This is a genomic window from Marinobacter nauticus ATCC 49840 (assembly GCF_000284615.1).
GTDB classification, from domain to species: Bacteria; Pseudomonadota; Gammaproteobacteria; order Pseudomonadales; family Oleiphilaceae; genus Marinobacter; species Marinobacter nauticus.
Map to the genome: position 1 here is coordinate 1,012,669 of NC_017067.1, position 17,331 is coordinate 1,029,999.

General features: G+C 57.2%; 14 protein-coding genes. 10 read left to right on the forward strand and 4 right to left on the reverse strand.

From position 1 onward, the window contains the following. Positions 1-141: 141 nt before the first annotated feature. Entirely contained in the window at positions 142-669 is a 528-nt protein-coding gene (locus MARHY_RS04655) for a YgjV family protein (protein ID WP_014420765.1), read from the reverse strand. Positions 670-866: 197 nt separating this feature from the next. Between MARHY_RS04655 and MARHY_RS04660 the strand changes: the two genes are divergently transcribed. Continuing rightward, a complete protein-coding gene (locus MARHY_RS04660; protein ID WP_226374399.1) occupies positions 867-1,814 on the forward strand; it encodes a LysR family transcriptional regulator in 948 nt (315 codons plus the stop codon). Positions 1,815-1,997: 183 nt separating this feature from the next. On the opposite strand, the gene fghA is transcribed toward MARHY_RS04660, so the two are convergent. After that, positions 1,998-2,849, reverse strand: a complete 852-nt coding sequence (gene fghA / locus MARHY_RS04665) for an S-formylglutathione hydrolase (protein ID WP_014420767.1) — start codon at positions 2,847-2,849, stop codon at positions 1,998-2,000. Positions 2,850-2,900: 51 nt separating this feature from the next. Next, positions 2,901-4,019 carry an S-(hydroxymethyl)glutathione dehydrogenase/class III alcohol dehydrogenase gene (locus MARHY_RS04670; RefSeq protein WP_228703062.1) on the reverse strand — a complete coding sequence of 373 codons (1,119 nt, stop codon included), beginning with the start codon at positions 4,017-4,019 and terminating at the stop codon, positions 2,901-2,903. A 159-nt stretch (positions 4,020-4,178) separates the two neighbouring features. Here MARHY_RS04670 and MARHY_RS04675 point away from each other — a divergent pair, with 159 nt between their 5' ends. The 9 genes from MARHY_RS04675 (at position 4,179) to pdxJ (ending at position 14,245) form a co-directional block, all read left to right on the forward strand. Beyond that, positions 4,179-5,087: a LysR substrate-binding domain-containing protein gene (locus tag MARHY_RS04675; protein ID WP_014420769.1), complete on the forward strand. Its 909-nt coding sequence runs from the start codon at positions 4,179-4,181 to the stop codon at positions 5,085-5,087. A gap of 225 nt (positions 5,088-5,312) precedes the next feature. Next, entirely contained in the window at positions 5,313-8,039 is a 2,727-nt protein-coding gene (locus MARHY_RS04680) for a bifunctional diguanylate cyclase/phosphodiesterase (RefSeq protein ID WP_011785716.1), read from the forward strand. Between the two features lie 104 nt (positions 8,040-8,143). After that, positions 8,144-9,946 carry a translation elongation factor 4 gene (lepA, locus tag MARHY_RS04685; protein WP_011785715.1) on the forward strand — a complete coding sequence of 601 codons (1,803 nt, stop codon included), beginning with the start codon at positions 8,144-8,146 and terminating at the stop codon, positions 9,944-9,946. Between the two features lie 12 nt (positions 9,947-9,958). After that, positions 9,959-10,750, forward strand: a complete 792-nt coding sequence (gene lepB, locus MARHY_RS04690; RefSeq protein ID WP_014420772.1) for a signal peptidase I — start codon at positions 9,959-9,961, stop codon at positions 10,748-10,750. Positions 10,751-10,776: 26 nt separating this feature from the next. Then, on the forward strand, positions 10,777-11,163 hold the full coding sequence (locus tag MARHY_RS04695) for a DUF4845 domain-containing protein (protein WP_014420773.1): 387 nt from the start codon (positions 10,777-10,779) through the stop codon (positions 11,161-11,163). After that, positions 11,160-11,849 carry a ribonuclease III gene (gene rnc / locus MARHY_RS04700; protein ID WP_011785712.1) on the forward strand — a complete coding sequence of 230 codons (690 nt, stop codon included), beginning with the start codon at positions 11,160-11,162 and terminating at the stop codon, positions 11,847-11,849. Before MARHY_RS04695 ends, rnc begins: the two co-directional genes overlap by 4 nt. Further along, complete coding sequence (era, locus tag MARHY_RS04705; protein ID WP_011785711.1) at positions 11,849-12,766, forward strand: GTPase Era; 918 nt, start codon at positions 11,849-11,851, stop codon at positions 12,764-12,766. The genes rnc and era overlap by 1 nt, the downstream gene beginning before the upstream one ends. A 7-nt stretch (positions 12,767-12,773) precedes the next feature. Continuing rightward, on the forward strand, positions 12,774-13,514 hold the full coding sequence (gene recO, locus MARHY_RS04710; RefSeq protein ID WP_014420774.1) for a DNA repair protein RecO: 741 nt from the start codon (positions 12,774-12,776) through the stop codon (positions 13,512-13,514). Then, positions 13,511-14,245 (forward strand): pyridoxine 5'-phosphate synthase, encoded by a 735-nt coding sequence (gene pdxJ / locus MARHY_RS04715; protein WP_014420775.1) that lies wholly within the window; start codon positions 13,511-13,513, stop codon positions 14,243-14,245. The genes recO and pdxJ overlap by 4 nt, the downstream gene beginning before the upstream one ends. 7 nt (positions 14,246-14,252) lie before the next feature. Here the strand turns inward: pdxJ and MARHY_RS04720 are convergent, their stop codons facing one another. Then, positions 14,253-17,123 (reverse strand): ATP-binding protein, encoded by a 2,871-nt coding sequence (locus MARHY_RS04720; protein WP_041655427.1) that lies wholly within the window; start codon positions 17,121-17,123, stop codon positions 14,253-14,255. Positions 17,124-17,331 lie beyond the last annotated feature (208 nt).

The following is a 17,331-nucleotide window of genomic DNA, read 5'->3' on the forward strand; positions in this document are numbered from 1 at the left end:
TGGGCACCACTTCGAATGTTCGCTTTGCGACCAGTCCGAGCTAGAGAAACATCTTCCTTTACAGGAAGTCGCGCGTGGTGTTCTGGTTCTATGCGGAGCACGAACATCTTGATTTAATGGTGGGATGCCCTTCAAAAGCCGTCAATCGACCACATCGAGATACCGCTTCCCCTTTATGTAAATGCGATAGATTGTAATTGCATTGGTTACTAGCACGAGGGCTTCAGCCAACGTGCCACCCACCGATCCAGCGATGATGTGGCTGGCCATCCATGACAGCGCCGCCAGGCCAAGGCACACCCGCATCGGGATGCCGCGGAGCAAGAACATCCCAACGGTACCCAGAATCATCGCGATGATTGCCGGCAAATCCGACCAGCTCTGCCAAGTAAGCACAGACGCCAGACCGCTGACGACTAAAATAGCCGCCATCACCGATATATTTCGAGGGTAATGATGTGCAAGGCAAATTCGGGCGATTACCAGCAAGGAAAGTGCCGCAGCGGTCCAGCTTCCAAAGAATGCGAATTGCAGTGCAAAGGCCACGTTCGCGGAGAGCAGCAGGACAAACAAACGCTCGTCTTGCTTGCTCGAAAATGCCAGAACGCAGAGAACAAGAGAGATTAGGCCGAAGACTTGACCGGCCAATGTGCAGTAATTGTCATACATAGCATTCGTGCTCTTCGAGGTTATCCGCCAAGCCTGTCAGAACCACTGATTCTGACCGACAGCGAAAAGACTGCTGTATTTCATACGTTTGTAGCTATGCTAATGTTTGCGATTGGACAAAGTAATTCTATAAACGTGCATGCTTTCCTTGCAGAAACGCACGGGAAATAGATCGACTTCGACTGATGGGATTTGAAATGACACGCGGTCACCTTACCTGGAATGACTTTAAAATCGTCATGGCGATAGCAAACGCTGGTTCATTGTCTGGTGCGGCTCGCTCACTAGGAGTAAATCACGCAACAGTATTTCGTCGACTTGGAGACATTGAACGGCGGCTTGGCGTTGCCCTGTTTGAAAGAAGCCGCAAGGGATACAAGCCTTCTTTGGCGGGAGAAGAGCTCGCCAACACTGCCAGAATCATGGATGAGGCGGCTCATTCCGCAGAGCGTAAGGTGGCAGGGCGTGACCTGCGGCCGAGCGGGGAAATATGGGTTACGACGACAGACTCCCTATTAATGGGGTTACTGGCACCTCTATTCAAAGAGTTTCGCAATCGCTATCCGGATATAGTGTTGGACGTCGCAGTTGCGAATGAGATGCTTAACCTGACACGCAGGGAAGCCGATGTTGGCATCCGGCCAGTTAACCGCCCTCCAGAGAATCTTATTGGTAGGCGGCTTGCCACTGTCGGTCAGGCCATATTTGGCCATCGCAACCTGGGTTTGGACAAAGGCCAGTCCATCGATTTTCTCTCCCAGCAACCTTGGATAGGTGCAGGACCTCGACTACAGGACTCCGTACTTGAACAATGGATGGCTCAGAAAAACCTGGCAGATGCATGCGTATTCAGAGTAGATACGCTGGTTGGTCTACTTAGCGCTGTGAATGAAGGCCTGGGGCTGGCAGCGCTTCCATGTTATCTGGCGGAAACCTGTCCTGATATCGTTCAACTATCAGACCCTATTCCTGAACTGAACTATGACCTTTGGCTGCTTGTGCACCCGGATCTTCGAGGTGTCGTAAGGATTCATGCATTAATGGATTTTGTGACAGAAGCAATTCGGGAAAATGGTCACAGTTTGGCAGGGACCGCTTTGACTCGCTCGGCAATCCCCCCCAAAAACTACGGAGATCAGAAGTAGAATTTACCTCAAGCTCCTCGCAGGCAGACTTTCTATGAGGCAGTGATGCTTGCGGACAAACGTTCGCTTTGCGACCAGTCCGCACCCCCGGCAAGACTCAACAAAAGCGAACACAGCCCCCCGATGTGATATGAGCCAATTTCCCCTGTGCTGTGAAAAACCTACGTCCAGTCTGTCTCGATATCAATGCTTTGAGCCGCACCCCAGATGCCTGCCATGAAATTGCAGATGCTGCTCGATAAAGCTCGAGATAAAGAAGTAGCTGTGGTCGTAGCCCTCCCGGAAATTGAGCTCCAGCGGGTAATTGCTGATGCTGGCTGCGGCCTCAAGCGCCTCTGGCTGAAGCTGCTCAGTCAGGAAGTTATCCGCGTCCCCCTGGTCGACCAGTGCCGGTACGAACTGTGTTGCATCCCGGATCAGCAGGCTGGCGTCGTATTCGGCCCAACGCGAGCTGTCTTTGCCCAGGTAGGCAGTAAAGGCTTTTTTGCCCCATGGGCAGTTTACCGGGTTGCTGATCGGGCTGAAGGCCGACACGGACTGGTAGCGCTCCGGGTTGCGCAGAGCCAGAACCAGGGCGCCATGACCACCCATTGAATGGCCCGCAATCGAGCGTTGATTCGTTACCGGGAAAACAGATTCGATCAGTGCAGGCAGCTCATTCAGAACATAGTCGTACATGCGGTAGTGGGGATGCCATGGGCTTTCGGTCGCGTTTACATAGAAGCCCGCCCCCTGGCCAAGATCGTAGCTTTCATCGTCGGCAACGTGATCGCCCCGGGGGCTGGTATCCGGTGCCACGATGGCCATGCCCAGTTCCGCAGCCGCGCGATGGGCGCCGGCTTTCTGCATGAAGTTTTCGTCTGTGCAGGTGAGGCCGGAAAGCCAATAAAGCACCGGCACTTTCTGTCCGTTGGCAACCTGCGGTGGCAGGTAGATCGCGAAGCGCATAGCGCAGCCAAGGCTTTCGGACGGATGGCTGTACTGTTTGTGCCAGCCACCAAAACTTTTGTTACTGCTCAGGTTTTCAAGGGTCATTGGACACTCCGTTGCAGGGCGGCGCGCCGAAGTGGCGGGCCGCCATCACCATTACTTGTCGAAATGGATAACGCTGCGAATGCTCTTGCCTTCGTGCATCAACTCAAAGGCTTCGTTGATGTCATCGAGGCCCATGGTGTGGGTGATGAAATCATTCAGCTTGAACTCACCTTGCAGGTAGCGTTCAACAATGCCGGGTAGCTCGGAACGGCCTTTGACCCCACCGAAGGCGGATCCTCTCCAGACGCGGCCGGTAACGAGCTGGAACGGGCGGGTGGAAATTTCCTGGCCTGCCCCGGCAACGCCAATAATGACCGACTCGCCCCATCCCTTGTGGCAACATTCCAGTGCGGACCGCATGACATCGACGTTGCCGATGCATTCGAAGGAATAGTCCACGCCACCGTCAGTCAGTTCAACGATCACTTCCTGAATCGGCTTGTCATAGTCGTTGGGATTGATGCAGTCGGTTGCACCAAGCTGTCGTGCCAGGTCGAACTTGCTGTTGTTGATGTCGATGACGATAATCCGACTCGCCTTGGCCATGGTCGCACCAATAATCGCAGACAGGCCGATACCGCCGAGACCGAAAATGGCCACCGTAGCGCCTTCTTCCACCTTGGCGGTATTCATGACCGCGCCCATGCCGGTGGTTACGCCGCAGCCCAGCAGGCACACTTCTTCCAGCGGGGCTTCCTTGTTGACCTTTGCCAGCGAAATCTCCGGCAGAACGGTGTACTCGGAGAAGGTCGAGCAGCCCATATAGTGATAGATGGGCTGGCCGTCCTTGTAGAAGCGGCTGGTGCCATCGGGCATCAGCCCCTTGCCCTGGGTTTCGCGGATTTTCCCGCACAGGTTGGTTTTGCCGGACAGGCAGAATTTGCACTCGCCACATTCGGGGGTATACAGGGGAATAACGTGATCGCCGACGGCAACACTGGTAACGCCTTCACCAATCGCCTCTACAATGCCGCCGCCTTCATGGCCAAGGATGGCTGGAAAGTTGCCCTCGGGATCCTCACCCGAGAGGGTAAACGCATCGGTGTGGCATACACCGGTTGCGATCACTTTTATCCTTACTTCCCCTGCTTTCGGGGGCATCACGTCCACCTCTTCAACCGACAGTGGCTGACCGGGGCCCCAGGCAATTGCTGCTTTTGATTTGATCATCTCAGCCATAACGTTCTCCATTGGTCATTCAGGAAGGGCGGGACGCCCAAACGAAGGCCATATTGTATTTATGGCCCTCTGATTGATAATCGCTGTTTTTATCAAATCACCTTTACGTGTGTGCAATAATCGGGTGGTGCAAAGCAAACGGGGAAAACCATGTATCGCTGGGAAGGGATAAACGAGTTTGTGGCGGTTGCCGAAACCGAGAGTTTCACGCGTGCCGCGAAGCGACTGGATGTGTCGACGGCACAGGTCAGCCGCCAGGTCAGTGCCCTGGAGGCCCGCCTATCGACCCGGTTGTTCTACCGCACCACACGCCGGGTGTCGGTAACCGAGGCCGGACAGATCTTTTACCAGCACTGCCGGCAGGTACTCGACGCCCTGGAGCAGGCCGAGCGCTCTATTACCAACATGCAGCTGGTCCCGCGAGGCAGGCTGAGGCTGACTGCGCCGGTGACCTATGGAGAGAAATCCATTGCGCCGCTGGTCAATGACTTCGTTTTGCGATACCCCGAACTCGACGTGGACATGAAGCTTACCAACCAGACACTGGATCTGGTCGCTGAGGGGTACGATCTTGCCGTGCGCATGGGAAAGCTGCAGGATTCGACCTTGATGGCCCGGCGTCTCGCATCCCGAACCCTATACGTGTGTGCCTCGCCCGATTATCTCGCCACGCACGGCACGCCTCACTCGTTGTCCGAACTGGCGAACCACAACTGCCTGCTGGGAAACCTGGATTACTGGCGCTTCCAGGAATTGGGCCAGCCGCGCAACGTGCGGGTAACGGGGAACATCCGCTGCGACAGTGGCAGGGCCCTGCTTGATGCCGCCCTCAAGGGGATTGGCATTGTTCAGCTTCCGGATTACTACGTTCAGCGCGCACTGGATTCCAGGCTGTTGATTCCGGTGCTGACCCGTTATCAGGAAGACGATGACGGTATCTGGGCGGTGTATCCCCATAACCGTCATCTGTCGCCGAAGATAAGGCTGCTGCTGGATTTTCTTTCGGAATCCCTGAAACCTGGCGGTTCTCCGCCGGACGCAGCAAACGCGGATTATTAAGCAATGAACCGATGGGATTGTGTATTCAAAGAACGGCGCTTTGCGACCGTAGCTCCCGTCTGTACCTCCTCAAGCCAGCCTGAATTCCAAAGAGTGTCAGGAGCACCGACCAAGCTGTCGGCCACACCTCAGCGCCAACGGCCGGCCAAACTGTGGGTTCAAGAACACTTTTGTTATACTCGCCGGATTCGACAATAAACCGGGTCATGGAATGGGCCGAACACGATGATGACCAAAAAGGATCTTCCCCTCCGTCAGTTGCTGAAGCTGCGCAATTCCTGGATAGCCTGGGTGGTATTCCTGGTGTCTGTGGTTGCGACGGTATTGCTTTGGCAGGTCTCCATCCGGCTGGTTGAAGATCGCACCGAGGCCCGATTCCGCACTCAGTCCCTGCAGCTTAAAACCGCGATTGAAGAACGCTTGCTCAATTACGAACAGGTTCTTGCCGGCAGTGCCGGTCTGTTTGCTGTCACCGGTAAAGTCACACGCGATCAGTGGAAAGAGTACGTCGACAACGTCGATATCAATCGTTATTACCCCGGCATTGAGGGTATCGGCTACGTTGAGCGTATTGGTGTCCGCGAAATGGCCGATCACATTGCCTCGGTTCGGGCGGAGGGGCTTTACAATTATCTGGTCAAACCGCTGGGTACCGGGCCCTACTACTATCCCATGGTTTATCTGGAGCCGGGCACCGAGCGTAATCGCAAGGCGCTGGGTTATGACGCTTTCAGTGACCCTATCCACCGTACCGCCATGGAGCAGGCCCGGGATGACGCTATCCCGACGGTTACCGGCAAGGTTGTGCTGGTGCAGGAGTCTGTGGCCGAGGATCAGGCTGGTTTTCTGATGTACTACCCGGTGTTCCAGGGCGGCGAGATTCCGGAGATCCGGGCCGAGCGCCGCATGATGCTGGCCGGGTACGTGTTCAGTGCCTTCCGGATGAACAACCTGATCGACGGTATTGTTGGCCTGATATCGCCATTTCTGGATGTGCGCATCTACGACAGCGGGGTGGTGGCACGAGATACCCTGATGTATGGCTCCAATCTCGGTTCGCTGGACAACGAATTCAGCTTTGAAATGAGCCAGACCATCAGACACGGTGGCCGGGAGTGGCTGCTGCAGACCCGTTCCACGCCAGCCTTTGATTATCTAGCCGCCGACCCACGTCCCCCGATTGTTCTCGGCTCTGGCCTGGCCATCAGTTTGCTGCTCTGGCTGTTCGTGCTGGCCCTGATTCGCTCCCGGCTGATTGCCCAGGTCAGCGCCGGCCGTTATCGCGCCATCACTGAGGGCGCAGCCAACGTCACCCTGGTCATGGATCGTCGTGGGCGCCCGCTTTATGCCAGCCCGTCCAGTCGTGACATCCTGGGATTCGATCCGGACAAGGTGGAAGCCCTGGAATTCGAGAAGCTGGTGCACATGGATGACTGGTCGCACCTGCAAAGAGGGTTTGAGGAGTCCATGGCCTCACCGGGCAAACAGATGCCGGTGGTGCGTGCCCGGGTGCGCGATGCCGATGGCCAGTGGCGTGATATGGAGGGCACCTTCACCGCGATGCTCTCGGTGCCTGGCGTCAACGGTGTGGTTCTGAGCCTTCGCGATCTTACCCAGCTCAAGGCAGCTCAGTCCGAACTGCACCGGCTGGCGTTCTACGATCCGCTGACTGGGCTCGCCAACCGGCAGCTGTTCCGGGATCGGTTGAATCACGTGGTTCGTCGCAGTCGCCGAAGTGGCGAGGCGGCAGCCCTGATGTTCCTTGATCTGGACGGTTTCAAGCGAATCAACGATACCCTGGGGCACGATGCCGGTGACGAACTCCTGCGTCAGGTCGCACAATGGCTGGAAGGCTGTGTCCGTGAGGAAGATTCCGTGGCCCGGCTCGGTGGCGACGAATTTGTGGTGTTGTTGTCCCGGATCAGTGGCTCCGAAGCCGCCGGCAAAGTGGCGGAAAACATTTTGCGGCGCCTGTGCCAGCGTATTCGACTGAACGACCATGAGGTAGGTGTGACCGTCAGCATCGGGATCACCATGATCCCTCACGACAGTGAGGATGCAGGCGCGCTGATGAAATATGCCGATTTGGCTATGTATCGCGCCAAGGAATTGGGGCGCAATACCTATCAGTTCTTCACGCCGGCCATGAACATTCAGGCCGCCCGTCGCTTGCTGCAGCAGGAAGAACTGGCCACGGCACTCGATGGCGACCGGTTTGTCCTGCACTACCAGCCAAAAGTGGATCTGGCTACTCAGCGGGTGATCGGTGTTGAGGCTTTCCTGCGCTGGCATCATCCGGAAAAAGGTCTGGTCTCGGCCCAGCAGTTCATCACCCTGGCAGAAGAAACCGGGTTGATTATCCGCCTGGGCGAGCTGGCGCTGCGGCAAGCCTGTATCCAGGTCCAGGCACTTGAACGGGCCGGGTTCGAGTCGCTGAAGATGGCGGTGAACTTCTCGGTGCGGCAGCTGACGGACTCCGGCTTCCTGGACATGATCCGGCGGGTGATTACCGAGACGGGCGTTTCTCCCGAGCGGCTGGAGCTGGAAATGCCGGCGGAGTTGCTCAATGAAGACCCGAGGATGCTGCGGGAATTGCTGGTGTCCCTGAACGATCTGGGCGTGTGCCTGATTCTGGATGATTTCGGTACCGGATCCTGCTCACTGGTGGCGCTGCAGCAGTTGCCGCTGGATGTGATCAAGATTGATCATCGCTTCATTCGCGACATTCCCTACAACGTCAGTGCCACCGATGTGGCGTCGGCGGTGATTGCCCTGGCTCACAAGCTGCACCTGACGGTGGTGGCGGAAGGGGTGGAAACGCTGCAGCAGCTGACGTTCCTGAAATCCGCCGGTTGCGCCCAGTGCCAGGGCAATCTGTTCAGCTATCCGCTGGACGAAGATGCCCTGATCGGATTCCTGATCCGGCAGTACGAGAAGCCGCTTATTTCCTGATCATGGCAATGGCGGCCTGTAACCGGTAAAATCACGCCGTTCCCGGATCCCGGTAGCGGCCCCTCCGGGCTCAATCCTACGTCTTATATGAGTAATCATTGTCTGTGACTGAACTGAGCCGAATCCGTAACTTTTCCATTATTGCCCACATCGACCACGGTAAATCCACGCTGGCGGATCGTTTTATCCAGATCTGCGGTGGCCTGACAGACCGTGAAATGGCCGAACAGGTCCTGGACTCCATGGATCTGGAGCGGGAACGCGGGATCACCATCAAGGCCCAGAGCGTCACGCTCAACTACAAGGCAAAGGATGGGGAAACCTACAAACTGAATTTCATCGATACCCCGGGCCACGTGGATTTCTCCTACGAGGTGTCCCGCTCACTGTACGCCTGTGAAGGGGCGCTGCTGGTAGTGGATGCCGGCCAGGGTGTGGAAGCCCAGTCGGTGGCCAACTGCTACACCGCTATCGAACAAGGCCTTGAAGTGGTGCCGGTCCTGAATAAGATGGATCTGCCCCAGGCCGAGCCCGAGCGGGTTGCGGCGGAAATTGAAGACATTATCGGCATTGACGCTTCCGATGCCGTGCGCTGCAGTGCCAAAAGCGGACTGGGTGTTGAGGATGTCCTCGAGGATCTGATCAAAAAGATTCCGCCCCCCAAGGGTGATCGCAGCGCGCCGTTGCAGGCACTGATTATTGATTCCTGGTTTGATAACTACCTGGGCGTGGTGTCACTGGTTCGGGTGACCGAAGGTGTACTGCGTAAAGGCGACAAGATCGTTATCAAGTCCACCAAGAAAGCCTGGAACGCCGACAAGGTTGGTGTCTTCAATCCCAAGCCGACCGACACCGATGTGCTTGAAGCCGGTGACGTCGGTTTTGTTGTTGCGGGGATCAAAGACATCCACGGTGCGCCGGTGGGTGACACCATCGTGCACCAGAAGTTTGCGGAAGAAACCCCGATGCTGCCGGGGTTCAAGAAAGTGAAACCCCAGGTTTACGCTGGTCTGTTCCCGGTCAGCGCCGATGATTATGACGATTTCCGGGATGCCCTGGAAAAGCTTACCCTCAACGACGCCTCGCTGTTCTTTGAGCCTGAGAACTCTGACGCCCTGGGCTTTGGCTTCCGCTGTGGTTTCCTGGGCATGCTGCACATGGAAATCATCCAGGAGCGGCTGGAGCGAGAGTACGATCTGGATCTGATTACCACGGCGCCGACGGTAATCTATGAAGTGGTCACCAAGCAGGGTGAGACTCTGTCGGTGGACAACCCATCACGGCTTCCAGATATTGGTTCCATCGAAGAAATGCGTGAGCCCATTGTCGAGGCCAACATCCTGGTACCCCAGGAGCACCTCGGTAATGTCATTGCCCTGTGTGAAGAAAAGCGCGGTGTGCAGAAGAACATGCACTTCATGTCCACACAGGTACAGCTCACCTACGAGTTGCCGATGGCGGAAGTGGTGATGGATTTCTTCGACCGGATCAAATCGGCCAGCCGAGGCTTTGCATCACTGGATTACCACTTTGTCCGTTTCCAGAGTGCCAACCTGGTTCGCCTGGATGTACTGATCAACGGGGATCGTGTCGACGCCCTGGCGCTGATTGTGCACCGGGATCTGTCACACCGCAAAGGGCGCCAGTTGATTGAGAAGATGAAAGAGCTGATCCCGCGTCAGATGTTTGATATTGCCATTCAGGCTGCCATTGGTACCCAGGTGGTCTCCCGGGTAACGGTCAAGGCCCTGCGCAAGAACGTAACGGCGAAGTGTTACGGTGGCGACGTCAGCCGTAAAAAGAAACTGCTTCAGAAGCAGAAGGAAGGTAAAAAACGCATGAAGCAGCTGGGTAATGTCGAGGTGCCTCAGGAAGCGTTTCTTGCTGTATTGAAAGTGGATAACTAAAAAGGCACCTGGATGGACATTGATTTTCCACTGGTACTGGTGGTTCTGACTTTCGTGACCGGAGCGGTCTGGCTGGCGGACATCGCGTTCCTGAGAAAGCGTCGGCTTGCCGGCGCAGAGCAGGGTGGCCAGGTAGACGAATCAGCCGATGAGTTCGAGGACCGGGAACCCTGGCTGGTGGATATCAGCCGCTCATTTTTCCCCGTGCTGGCGGTAGTCCTGGTGCTTCGGTCGTTCCTGATCGAGCCGTTCCAGATCCCCTCAGGCTCCATGTTGCCGACCCTCGAAGTGGGGGATTTTATTCTGGTCAACAAGTACGCCTATGGCCTGCGCCTGCCGGTGGCCGGTACCAAGATTGTTGAGATCGCCGATCCGGAGCGGGGTGATGTCATGGTGTTCCGCTATCCTGAGGATGGCACCACCAATTACATCAAGCGGGTTGTCGGCCTGCCGGGCGATCATATTCGTTACCGCAACAAGCAACTGTTCATCAATGATGAGCCGGTTCCCCGGGATTTCGTTGCGCGCTTGCCCCCCATGGAACGCTGGCGGGAACAGTTGGGTGAGGTTGAACATGATCTGTACCTGACCATGGGGCGGGTGAGCGGTTCCGGTGAGGGAGAATGGGTTGTTCCTGAAGGCCATTACTTTGTCATGGGCGATAACCGCGACAACAGTAACGACAGCCGTTTCTGGGGCACGGTGCCGGATGAGATGGTGGTGGGCAAGGCCTTTGCCATCTGGATGCACTGGAAATCACTGACAAGTCTGCCATCTTTTGATCGGGTGGGTGGCATCCAATAATTCTGATGGTTCCGGAGTATAAGACGATGAGAAGACACTATCCCGCAGGCCTGAACACGCAGCAGGGCGGCGCTTTGACGATGATGATCATGGCTCTGTTCTTTGGTGGCCTGCTGACTCTGGCGATCAAGATCGGGCCGGCCTACCTGGATGACTTCACCATTCAGGAAGCGCTCGAAGGCCTGGATGGCACCGAGGGTCTGTCGCAGATGGGGCCGGCGCAGGTGCGCAACCTGATTGACAGGCGCCTGAGCGTAAATAGTGTCGACGGTTTTGATCCCAAAAGCATTACCGTCGAAAAAAACGGCGAACTGGTCGTGATCAAGGTGGATTACGAGGTTCGCAATAACATCTTCCGGAATGTGGACACCGTTGTGCACTTCCAGCACGAGTATGAGTTTCAGGGCCAGTGAGTTCACAACCAGACCTAGACCAACTTCAGCGCCGCATTGGCTACCAGTTCAAGGAACCGGAGCGGCTTCTGCTGGCGCTGACCCATCGCAGTTTTGGCAACCAGAATAACGAACGTCTTGAGTTTCTGGGCGATTCTATCGTGAACATGGTGATCGCCGAATATCTGTATCTTCATTTCGAGAAGGCCCGGGAAGGGCAGTTGAGCCGGCTTCGGGCCCGTATGGTCAAGGGGGTTACCCTCGCCGAGATCGGTCGTGAATTTCAGTTGGGCCAGTATCTGAGGCTCGGTTCGGGAGAGCTGAAAAGTGGTGGCTTCCGCCGTGAGTCCATACTCGCCGATGCCGTGGAATCCATTATCGGGGCCATTTATCTGGACAGCGACTTTCATACCTGTCGGGCTCAGGTGTTACGCTGGTTTGAACAGCGCTTGGCAAACCTGGATATTCAGGACACCCAGAAAGATCCGAAAACCCGGTTGCAGGAGTACCTGCAGTCTAGGCAATTTCCGTTGCCGCGCTATGAAGTGATTTCCGTTGACGGCGAGGCCCACAACCAGACTTTCCATGTCTCCTGCGCCTTGCCCTCGCTGGACCGTAAAACCACCGGCACTGGCAGTAGTCGACGTGTTGCTGAACAGCAGGCCGCCCGAAATGCACTCAAGCAACTGGGTGTGGAGAATTCCTGATGACTGATATTACCCGCCCGGAAAACCCGGAAAGCCGCTGTGGTTTCGTCGCCATTGTCGGCCGGCCGAATGTGGGCAAGTCCACACTGCTCAATCACATCCTTGGCCAGAAGCTGAGCATCACTTCACGGAAGCCACAAACCACCAGGCATCAGGTGCTCGGTATCAAGACCGAAGGCCCCGTACAGGCCATTTATGTCGACACACCGGGCATGCATGAGGATGAGCCCAGGGCCCTGAACCGCTATATGAACAAGGCGGCGGCGTCCGCCCTTATCGACGTGGATGTGGTGGTCTTCGTTGTGGATCAGCTGGCGTGGACCAGCGCCGATGAGATGGTGCTGGAGAAGCTCAAGCGGGTGAAGTGCCCGGTTATCCTGGCGGTCAACAAAGTCGACAAGCTGGAGAAGCGGGAGCTGTTGTTGCCCCATCTGGAGGCTCTGTCTAAAAAGCGGGACTTTGCCGAGATCATTCCTCTTTCGGCACTGAAAGAGACCAATCTGGAGCCGCTGGAATCGGCTGTTGGCCGTTTCCTGCCCGAAAGTGTCCACTTCTACCCCGATGATCAGATCACAGACCGCAGTGAACGCTTTATGGCAGCCGAAATGGTCCGGGAGAAAATCACTCGCCAACTTGGCGCTGAACTGCCGTATTCCGTGGCAGTGGAGATTGAAGAGTTCAAGCACCAGGGCAATACCCTGCATGTTTCGGCACTGATTCTGGTCGAACGGGAAGGCCAGAAGAAAATCATCATTGGCGATAAGGGTGAGCGCCTGCGCAGTATCGGTCAGGAAGCCCGGGTTGATATGGAGCGGATGTTCGGGTCCAAGGTGATGCTCCGGCTCTGGGTCAAGGTCAAGCGAGGCTGGGCTGACAGCGACAGGGCTCTGAAAAGCCTGGGCATGAGCGATTTCTGAGGCCGCCATGAAGGGCGCGGTGCAGCAAGAGCCCGCTTATGTGGTCCATCGGCGACCCTGGCGCGAAACCGCCTTGCTGGTGGATCTGTTTACTCTGAATCACGGCCGCATGAGTGTGGTTGCCCGCGGCGCCAACAGCACCAGAAGCCCGCTCAAGGCCCAATTGCAGCCGTTCCAGCCGTTATTAGTGGACTGGACCGGCAAGAGCGAGCTGAAAACCCTGGTGCAGCTGGAAGTTCGCAGCGCGCCAGCGGTCAGCCAACCCCGTGCACTGTACAGTGGTTTCTACATTAATGAACTGGTTCAGCGGGTGTTACCGGTGGCCGATCCCTCCCCCGCGTTGTTTGCCAGCTATATTGAAACCCTGCAGGCCCTGGCGGATCTGTCTTCACAGGACGATGTCGAGCCTTTACTGAGGCGTTTTGAGCGGGCGTTCGCCGCCTCGCTGGGCTACGATTTTGCCTGGGACGAAACCACGGATACCGGTATGTCTGTACAGGCGGGGGAGCTCTATGGCTACGACCCGGGCCAGGGGATCGTTTCCAATCTCGCGCCCGAGCTGCCATTGCGCCAATTGCCGGGTGAGGCATTGCTGGCACTGGCGGCCGGCGATTTCATAAGTGAAGCGCCCCGTAAAACCGCCAAGCGCGTCATGCGGGTGCTGGTGGATTACCTTTTGCAGGGCAGGCCGCTGCACAGCCGTTCCCTGTTCAGTCATTCGAATCCGTCATCTGGGAGAGAATCATGAATACCCGAGTCCTGCTAGGAGTGAATATTGATCATGTGGCCACCTTGCGTCAGGCCCGCGGTACCCGTTACCCGGACCCTGTGCAGGCGGCGTTGGTGGCGGAAGAAGCCGGTGCCGATGGCATCACCATTCACCCCCGTGAGGATCGCCGGCATATCCAGGACCGGGATGTGCTGCTGTTGCGGGAAGTACTGCAGACCAAAATGAATCTGGAAATGGCGGTGACCGACGCCATGCTGGCGTTCGCCGAGCAGGTGCGCCCGGAATGTGTTTGCCTGGTGCCGGAGAAACGCGAGGAACTCACCACCGAAGGTGGACTGGATGTGGATGGCCAGGAAGAGCGGGTGGCCAAGGCCTGTGATCGTCTGGCAAAAATCGGCGCCGAGGTTTCGTTGTTTATCGATCCGGACCCAGTACAGATCGACGCGGCGGTGCGCTGCGGAGCGCCGGTGGTGGAGTTGCATACCGGTGAATACGCCGAGGCCGGGGAACCCGAAGCGGTGGAAGCCTCATTCAAAGTGCTTGCAGATGCCGTGGCCTATGCCCGCAAGAAGGGGCTGATTGTGAATGCCGGCCATGGTCTGCACTACCACAACACAGAGCGGGTGGCCGCTATTCCGGGTATCAATGAACTGAACATCGGCCATGCGATCATCGCCCGTGCCGTCTTTACCGGCCTGAAAGATGCGGTCCGGGACATGAAGGCGATTCTTGACCGGGCCAGAGCCTGATCAACAATCAGGTGGTTTCCGGCTGGCGCTGCTGTTCCCGGAACAGTTGCTGCCAGTCGGTCTGCTCACTCCAGATCTGCAGCCGCTCCATGGCCGCAATCAGTTGATCTTTTAACAGCTCACGATCCGGAGCCTCGCACTTCAGGGCGGTCTCGAACCGGTTGGCGGCTGTGCGCAGCTCGGGAACGCCGCAGTACCGGGTGGCCCCGTGAAGCTTATGCACGCACTCAAGCAGGGGCTCGTTGTCGCCGGTCTGCCAGAGCGCCTGAATCCGGTCGATATCGGTGTGTAACTGCTCCAGCAGCATGCTGAACAGCTCCTCCGCCAGATCGGCCTTGCCCGCCGCCAGTTGAATGCTCTCCTCTACACTGACGCAGTCCTGCTGCATCCTGCGGTTTGAAGGCCGCAGTGTCCGGCGGGTATCCCGTACTTCGGAGATCCGGAAGCGGTCGGCGCTATTGGTGCAGTCGTAGCCGGTGTATTCGCGAATCAGTTCTACCAGTTGGCTGCTGCTGATCGGCTTGGGCATATAGCCGTCGAAGCCTTGTTGCGCCAGCCGTTCCTGTTCGTCCGCCAGAGCGTGGGCGGTCAGGGCAATAATGGGGGTGTGGTGTGAACCGCTGTCCAGATCACGGATGCGGGCCGTGGTTTCCACGCCGTCCATCCCGGGCATCTGCAGGTCCATGAACACCAGGTCAAACGCCTTCTGGCGCACCTTGGTCAATGCCTCGAATCCGCTGGAGGCGCCTTCGGCTTCCAGTCGGCAGTCATTGAGCAAGGTCATCACCAGTTTCAGGTTGGCTTCGTTATCGTCCACCGCCAGAATGCGGGGCGTGCCTGAGCCGCTGTTCTGCCTTAATGGTAGCGCGGCTTCCGGCGCGCTTCGGTTGCCCGACTGAATGCCATGGATCAGCAACAGCAGTTCGTCGTAGAGGGCGTCCCGGCAGACCGGTTTGGTCAGGTGGCCGCTGGCCAGGCCCGACAGCGGCGTGTCATGGGTTTCCAGAGTGGGCGTCAGCAACAGGGTGCGGCAGTCGCGTTCCACTTCCAGGGAACGCACCAGGTTGCAGTACTGGCTGGAGTTGAGCAGGTGGCGGGTAATGCCGATGATGGCGCCGGCGTAGCCTTCCTGCCGCCGTTGCGCCTCTTCTATCTGTTCCTGCAGCGCCCCGGGTGAGGCAACCCGTTCAACGGCCACGCCCCAGTCCCTTAACAGGTGTTCCACCGCCAGCCCGGTGGTCTTCTGGTGTTCGAGATAGATGATCTTCTCGCCCCGGAGCGCCTCTTTGGGGCTGGAGCTGTCGCCGGTTGAGGACAGTTCCGGCGTCAGGGTAAACCAGAACGTGGAACCTTTGCCCAGCTCACTTTCCAGGCCGATCTTGCCGCCCATTTCTTCCACCAGTCGTTTGGAGATGGCCAGTCCCAGACCGGTACCGCCATACTGCCGGGCAGTGGAGGCATCGGCCTGGCTGAAGGCGTTAAACAGTGACTGCTGCTGGGCACGTGACAGACCAACGCCGGAATCGGTTATGCTCAGGCGTAGTGTGACCCGGTTATGCTCGGTATCTTCGTCTTCCAGACTCGCCCGTAATACCACTTCGCCGGTCTGGGTGAACTTGATGGCATTGTTCACCAGGTTCGTGATCACCTGCTTGACCCGCAGCGGATCCCCCATGATGTTGTCCGGTACATCGTTGTAGACCAGTGGCACCAGGTCCAGGTTTTTAGCGTGGGCCGCCGGTGCCAGCATGACCATCACTTCCTCAACGATATCCCGGAGCTGGAACGGCACGCGGTCCAGGATCAGTTTGCCGGCTTCGATCTTGGAGAAATCCAGAATGTCGTTAATGATGGTCAGCAGGATTTCCGAGGATTTGCGGATGGTGTTCAGGTGGTCGCGCTGCTGGCGGGGCAGTGGGCTTTTCAGCAACAGTTCGGTGAAGCCGATGATGCCGTTCAGCGGCGTCCGGATTTCATGTGACATGTTGGCCAGGAACTCGGATTTGATCCGGCTCGCTTCCAGTGCTTCCTTGCGGGCAAAGTCCAGTTCGATATTCTGGATTTCAATGGTCTCCAGGGTCTCCCGCAGGTCTTCGGTGGCCTGGTCAATGTTCTGTTGCATTTCGGCCTGGGCCTTGCTCAATTCCGAGGCCATATCGTTGAGCCCCGATTCCAGCTGTTCGAACTCCGGGCCGGCACTGGTGTAAACCCGGGTGTCGAGCTTGCCTTCCTTGAGTTTGGCTACGGCTTCGTTGAGCTGGAACACCGGATCGGTAAAGGCACGGCTCAGCCGCAGCGCGATGGCAAGACTGAGCAGGACACCACCGATCACCAGCAGCAGCGAGATCAGTAGCGCCTTGTAGGTTTCCTTTTCCGTGCGGACGTGGGACATCTCTACGGCAACCCAGCCCAGCGGGGCCTGGCGCTTCGCCGCAGACTGGCGGGCGTCCGGGTCCAGCATGGTCTCGATCATCAGATCCTGAAGGTGAACCGGCGTGACAAAACGAGTGCTGCTGTCGTGGGTCACCCGGACCGGCTGGTTGGGTTCCAGCGGAGCCATCGCCACGGTTTCAGCGCTGCCCGGGCCGGTATGAAGCATGCGCTGGCCATCGCTGCCATAGAAGGTGATGGAGCGAACATCCTGTTCTTCAAGAAGGGCGTTGGAGAGGCTGCTCAGCAGGCTGCGATTGGCCGTGAACAGGCCGTATTCAGAGCCTGCGGCAAGCTGTCGGGACAGGGACTCTCCGCGATCCTTCAGCAGGTTCTCAATGTTGTTCACCCAGCTGTAGGTAAAGAATAGTCCTAACAACAGCGTGGTGAGCAGGGTGGGAACCAGAGTTACCACCAGTACTTTCTTGCGAATGCCCCAACGTCGCATACCGTGTTCCTGTAAAATTACCTTGTCCGCCGGCAGGACACGCCTGCTGGTGGATACTTCCATGTCAGCATAGCTGAACGGCAATGATATAACCGTGGCCGTTATCCCGGAAACAGACAGTTATAGCCGCAGGTCATGGATATAGCGACAAGCTGTATTGGGACAAGGCGGCCATAACGCGTATGATTCGAATCCGAAAGTGTATCAC

What these genes read in the sequence shown, in the direction of transcription:
- MARHY_RS04655 (WP_014420765.1), bottom strand. Translation starts at nt 669, where the DNA reads ATGTATGACAATTACTGCACATTGGCCGGTCAAGTCTTCGGCCTAATC.
- MARHY_RS04660 (WP_226374399.1), top strand. Translation starts at nt 867, where the DNA reads ATGACACGCGGTCACCTTACCTGGAATGACTTTAAAATCGTCATGGCG.
- fghA (WP_014420767.1), bottom strand. Translation starts at nt 2,849, where the DNA reads ATGACCCTTGAAAACCTGAGCAGTAACAAAAGTTTTGGTGGCTGGCAC.
- MARHY_RS04670 (WP_228703062.1), bottom strand. Translation starts at nt 4,019, where the DNA reads ATGATCAAATCAAAAGCAGCAATTGCCTGGGGCCCCGGTCAGCCACTG.
- MARHY_RS04675 (WP_014420769.1), top strand. Translation starts at nt 4,179, where the DNA reads ATGTATCGCTGGGAAGGGATAAACGAGTTTGTGGCGGTTGCCGAAACC.
- MARHY_RS04680 (WP_011785716.1), top strand. Translation starts at nt 5,313, where the DNA reads ATGATGACCAAAAAGGATCTTCCCCTCCGTCAGTTGCTGAAGCTGCGC.
- lepB (WP_014420772.1), top strand. Translation starts at nt 9,959, where the DNA reads ATGGACATTGATTTTCCACTGGTACTGGTGGTTCTGACTTTCGTGACC.
- MARHY_RS04695 (WP_014420773.1), top strand. Translation starts at nt 10,777, where the DNA reads ATGAGAAGACACTATCCCGCAGGCCTGAACACGCAGCAGGGCGGCGCT.
- era (WP_011785711.1), top strand. Translation starts at nt 11,849, where the DNA reads ATGACTGATATTACCCGCCCGGAAAACCCGGAAAGCCGCTGTGGTTTC.
- recO (WP_014420774.1), top strand. Translation starts at nt 12,774, where the DNA reads ATGAAGGGCGCGGTGCAGCAAGAGCCCGCTTATGTGGTCCATCGGCGA.
- pdxJ (WP_014420775.1), top strand. Translation starts at nt 13,511, where the DNA reads ATGAATACCCGAGTCCTGCTAGGAGTGAATATTGATCATGTGGCCACC.
- MARHY_RS04720 (WP_041655427.1), bottom strand. Translation starts at nt 17,123, where the DNA reads ATGCGACGTTGGGGCATTCGCAAGAAAGTACTGGTGGTAACTCTGGTT.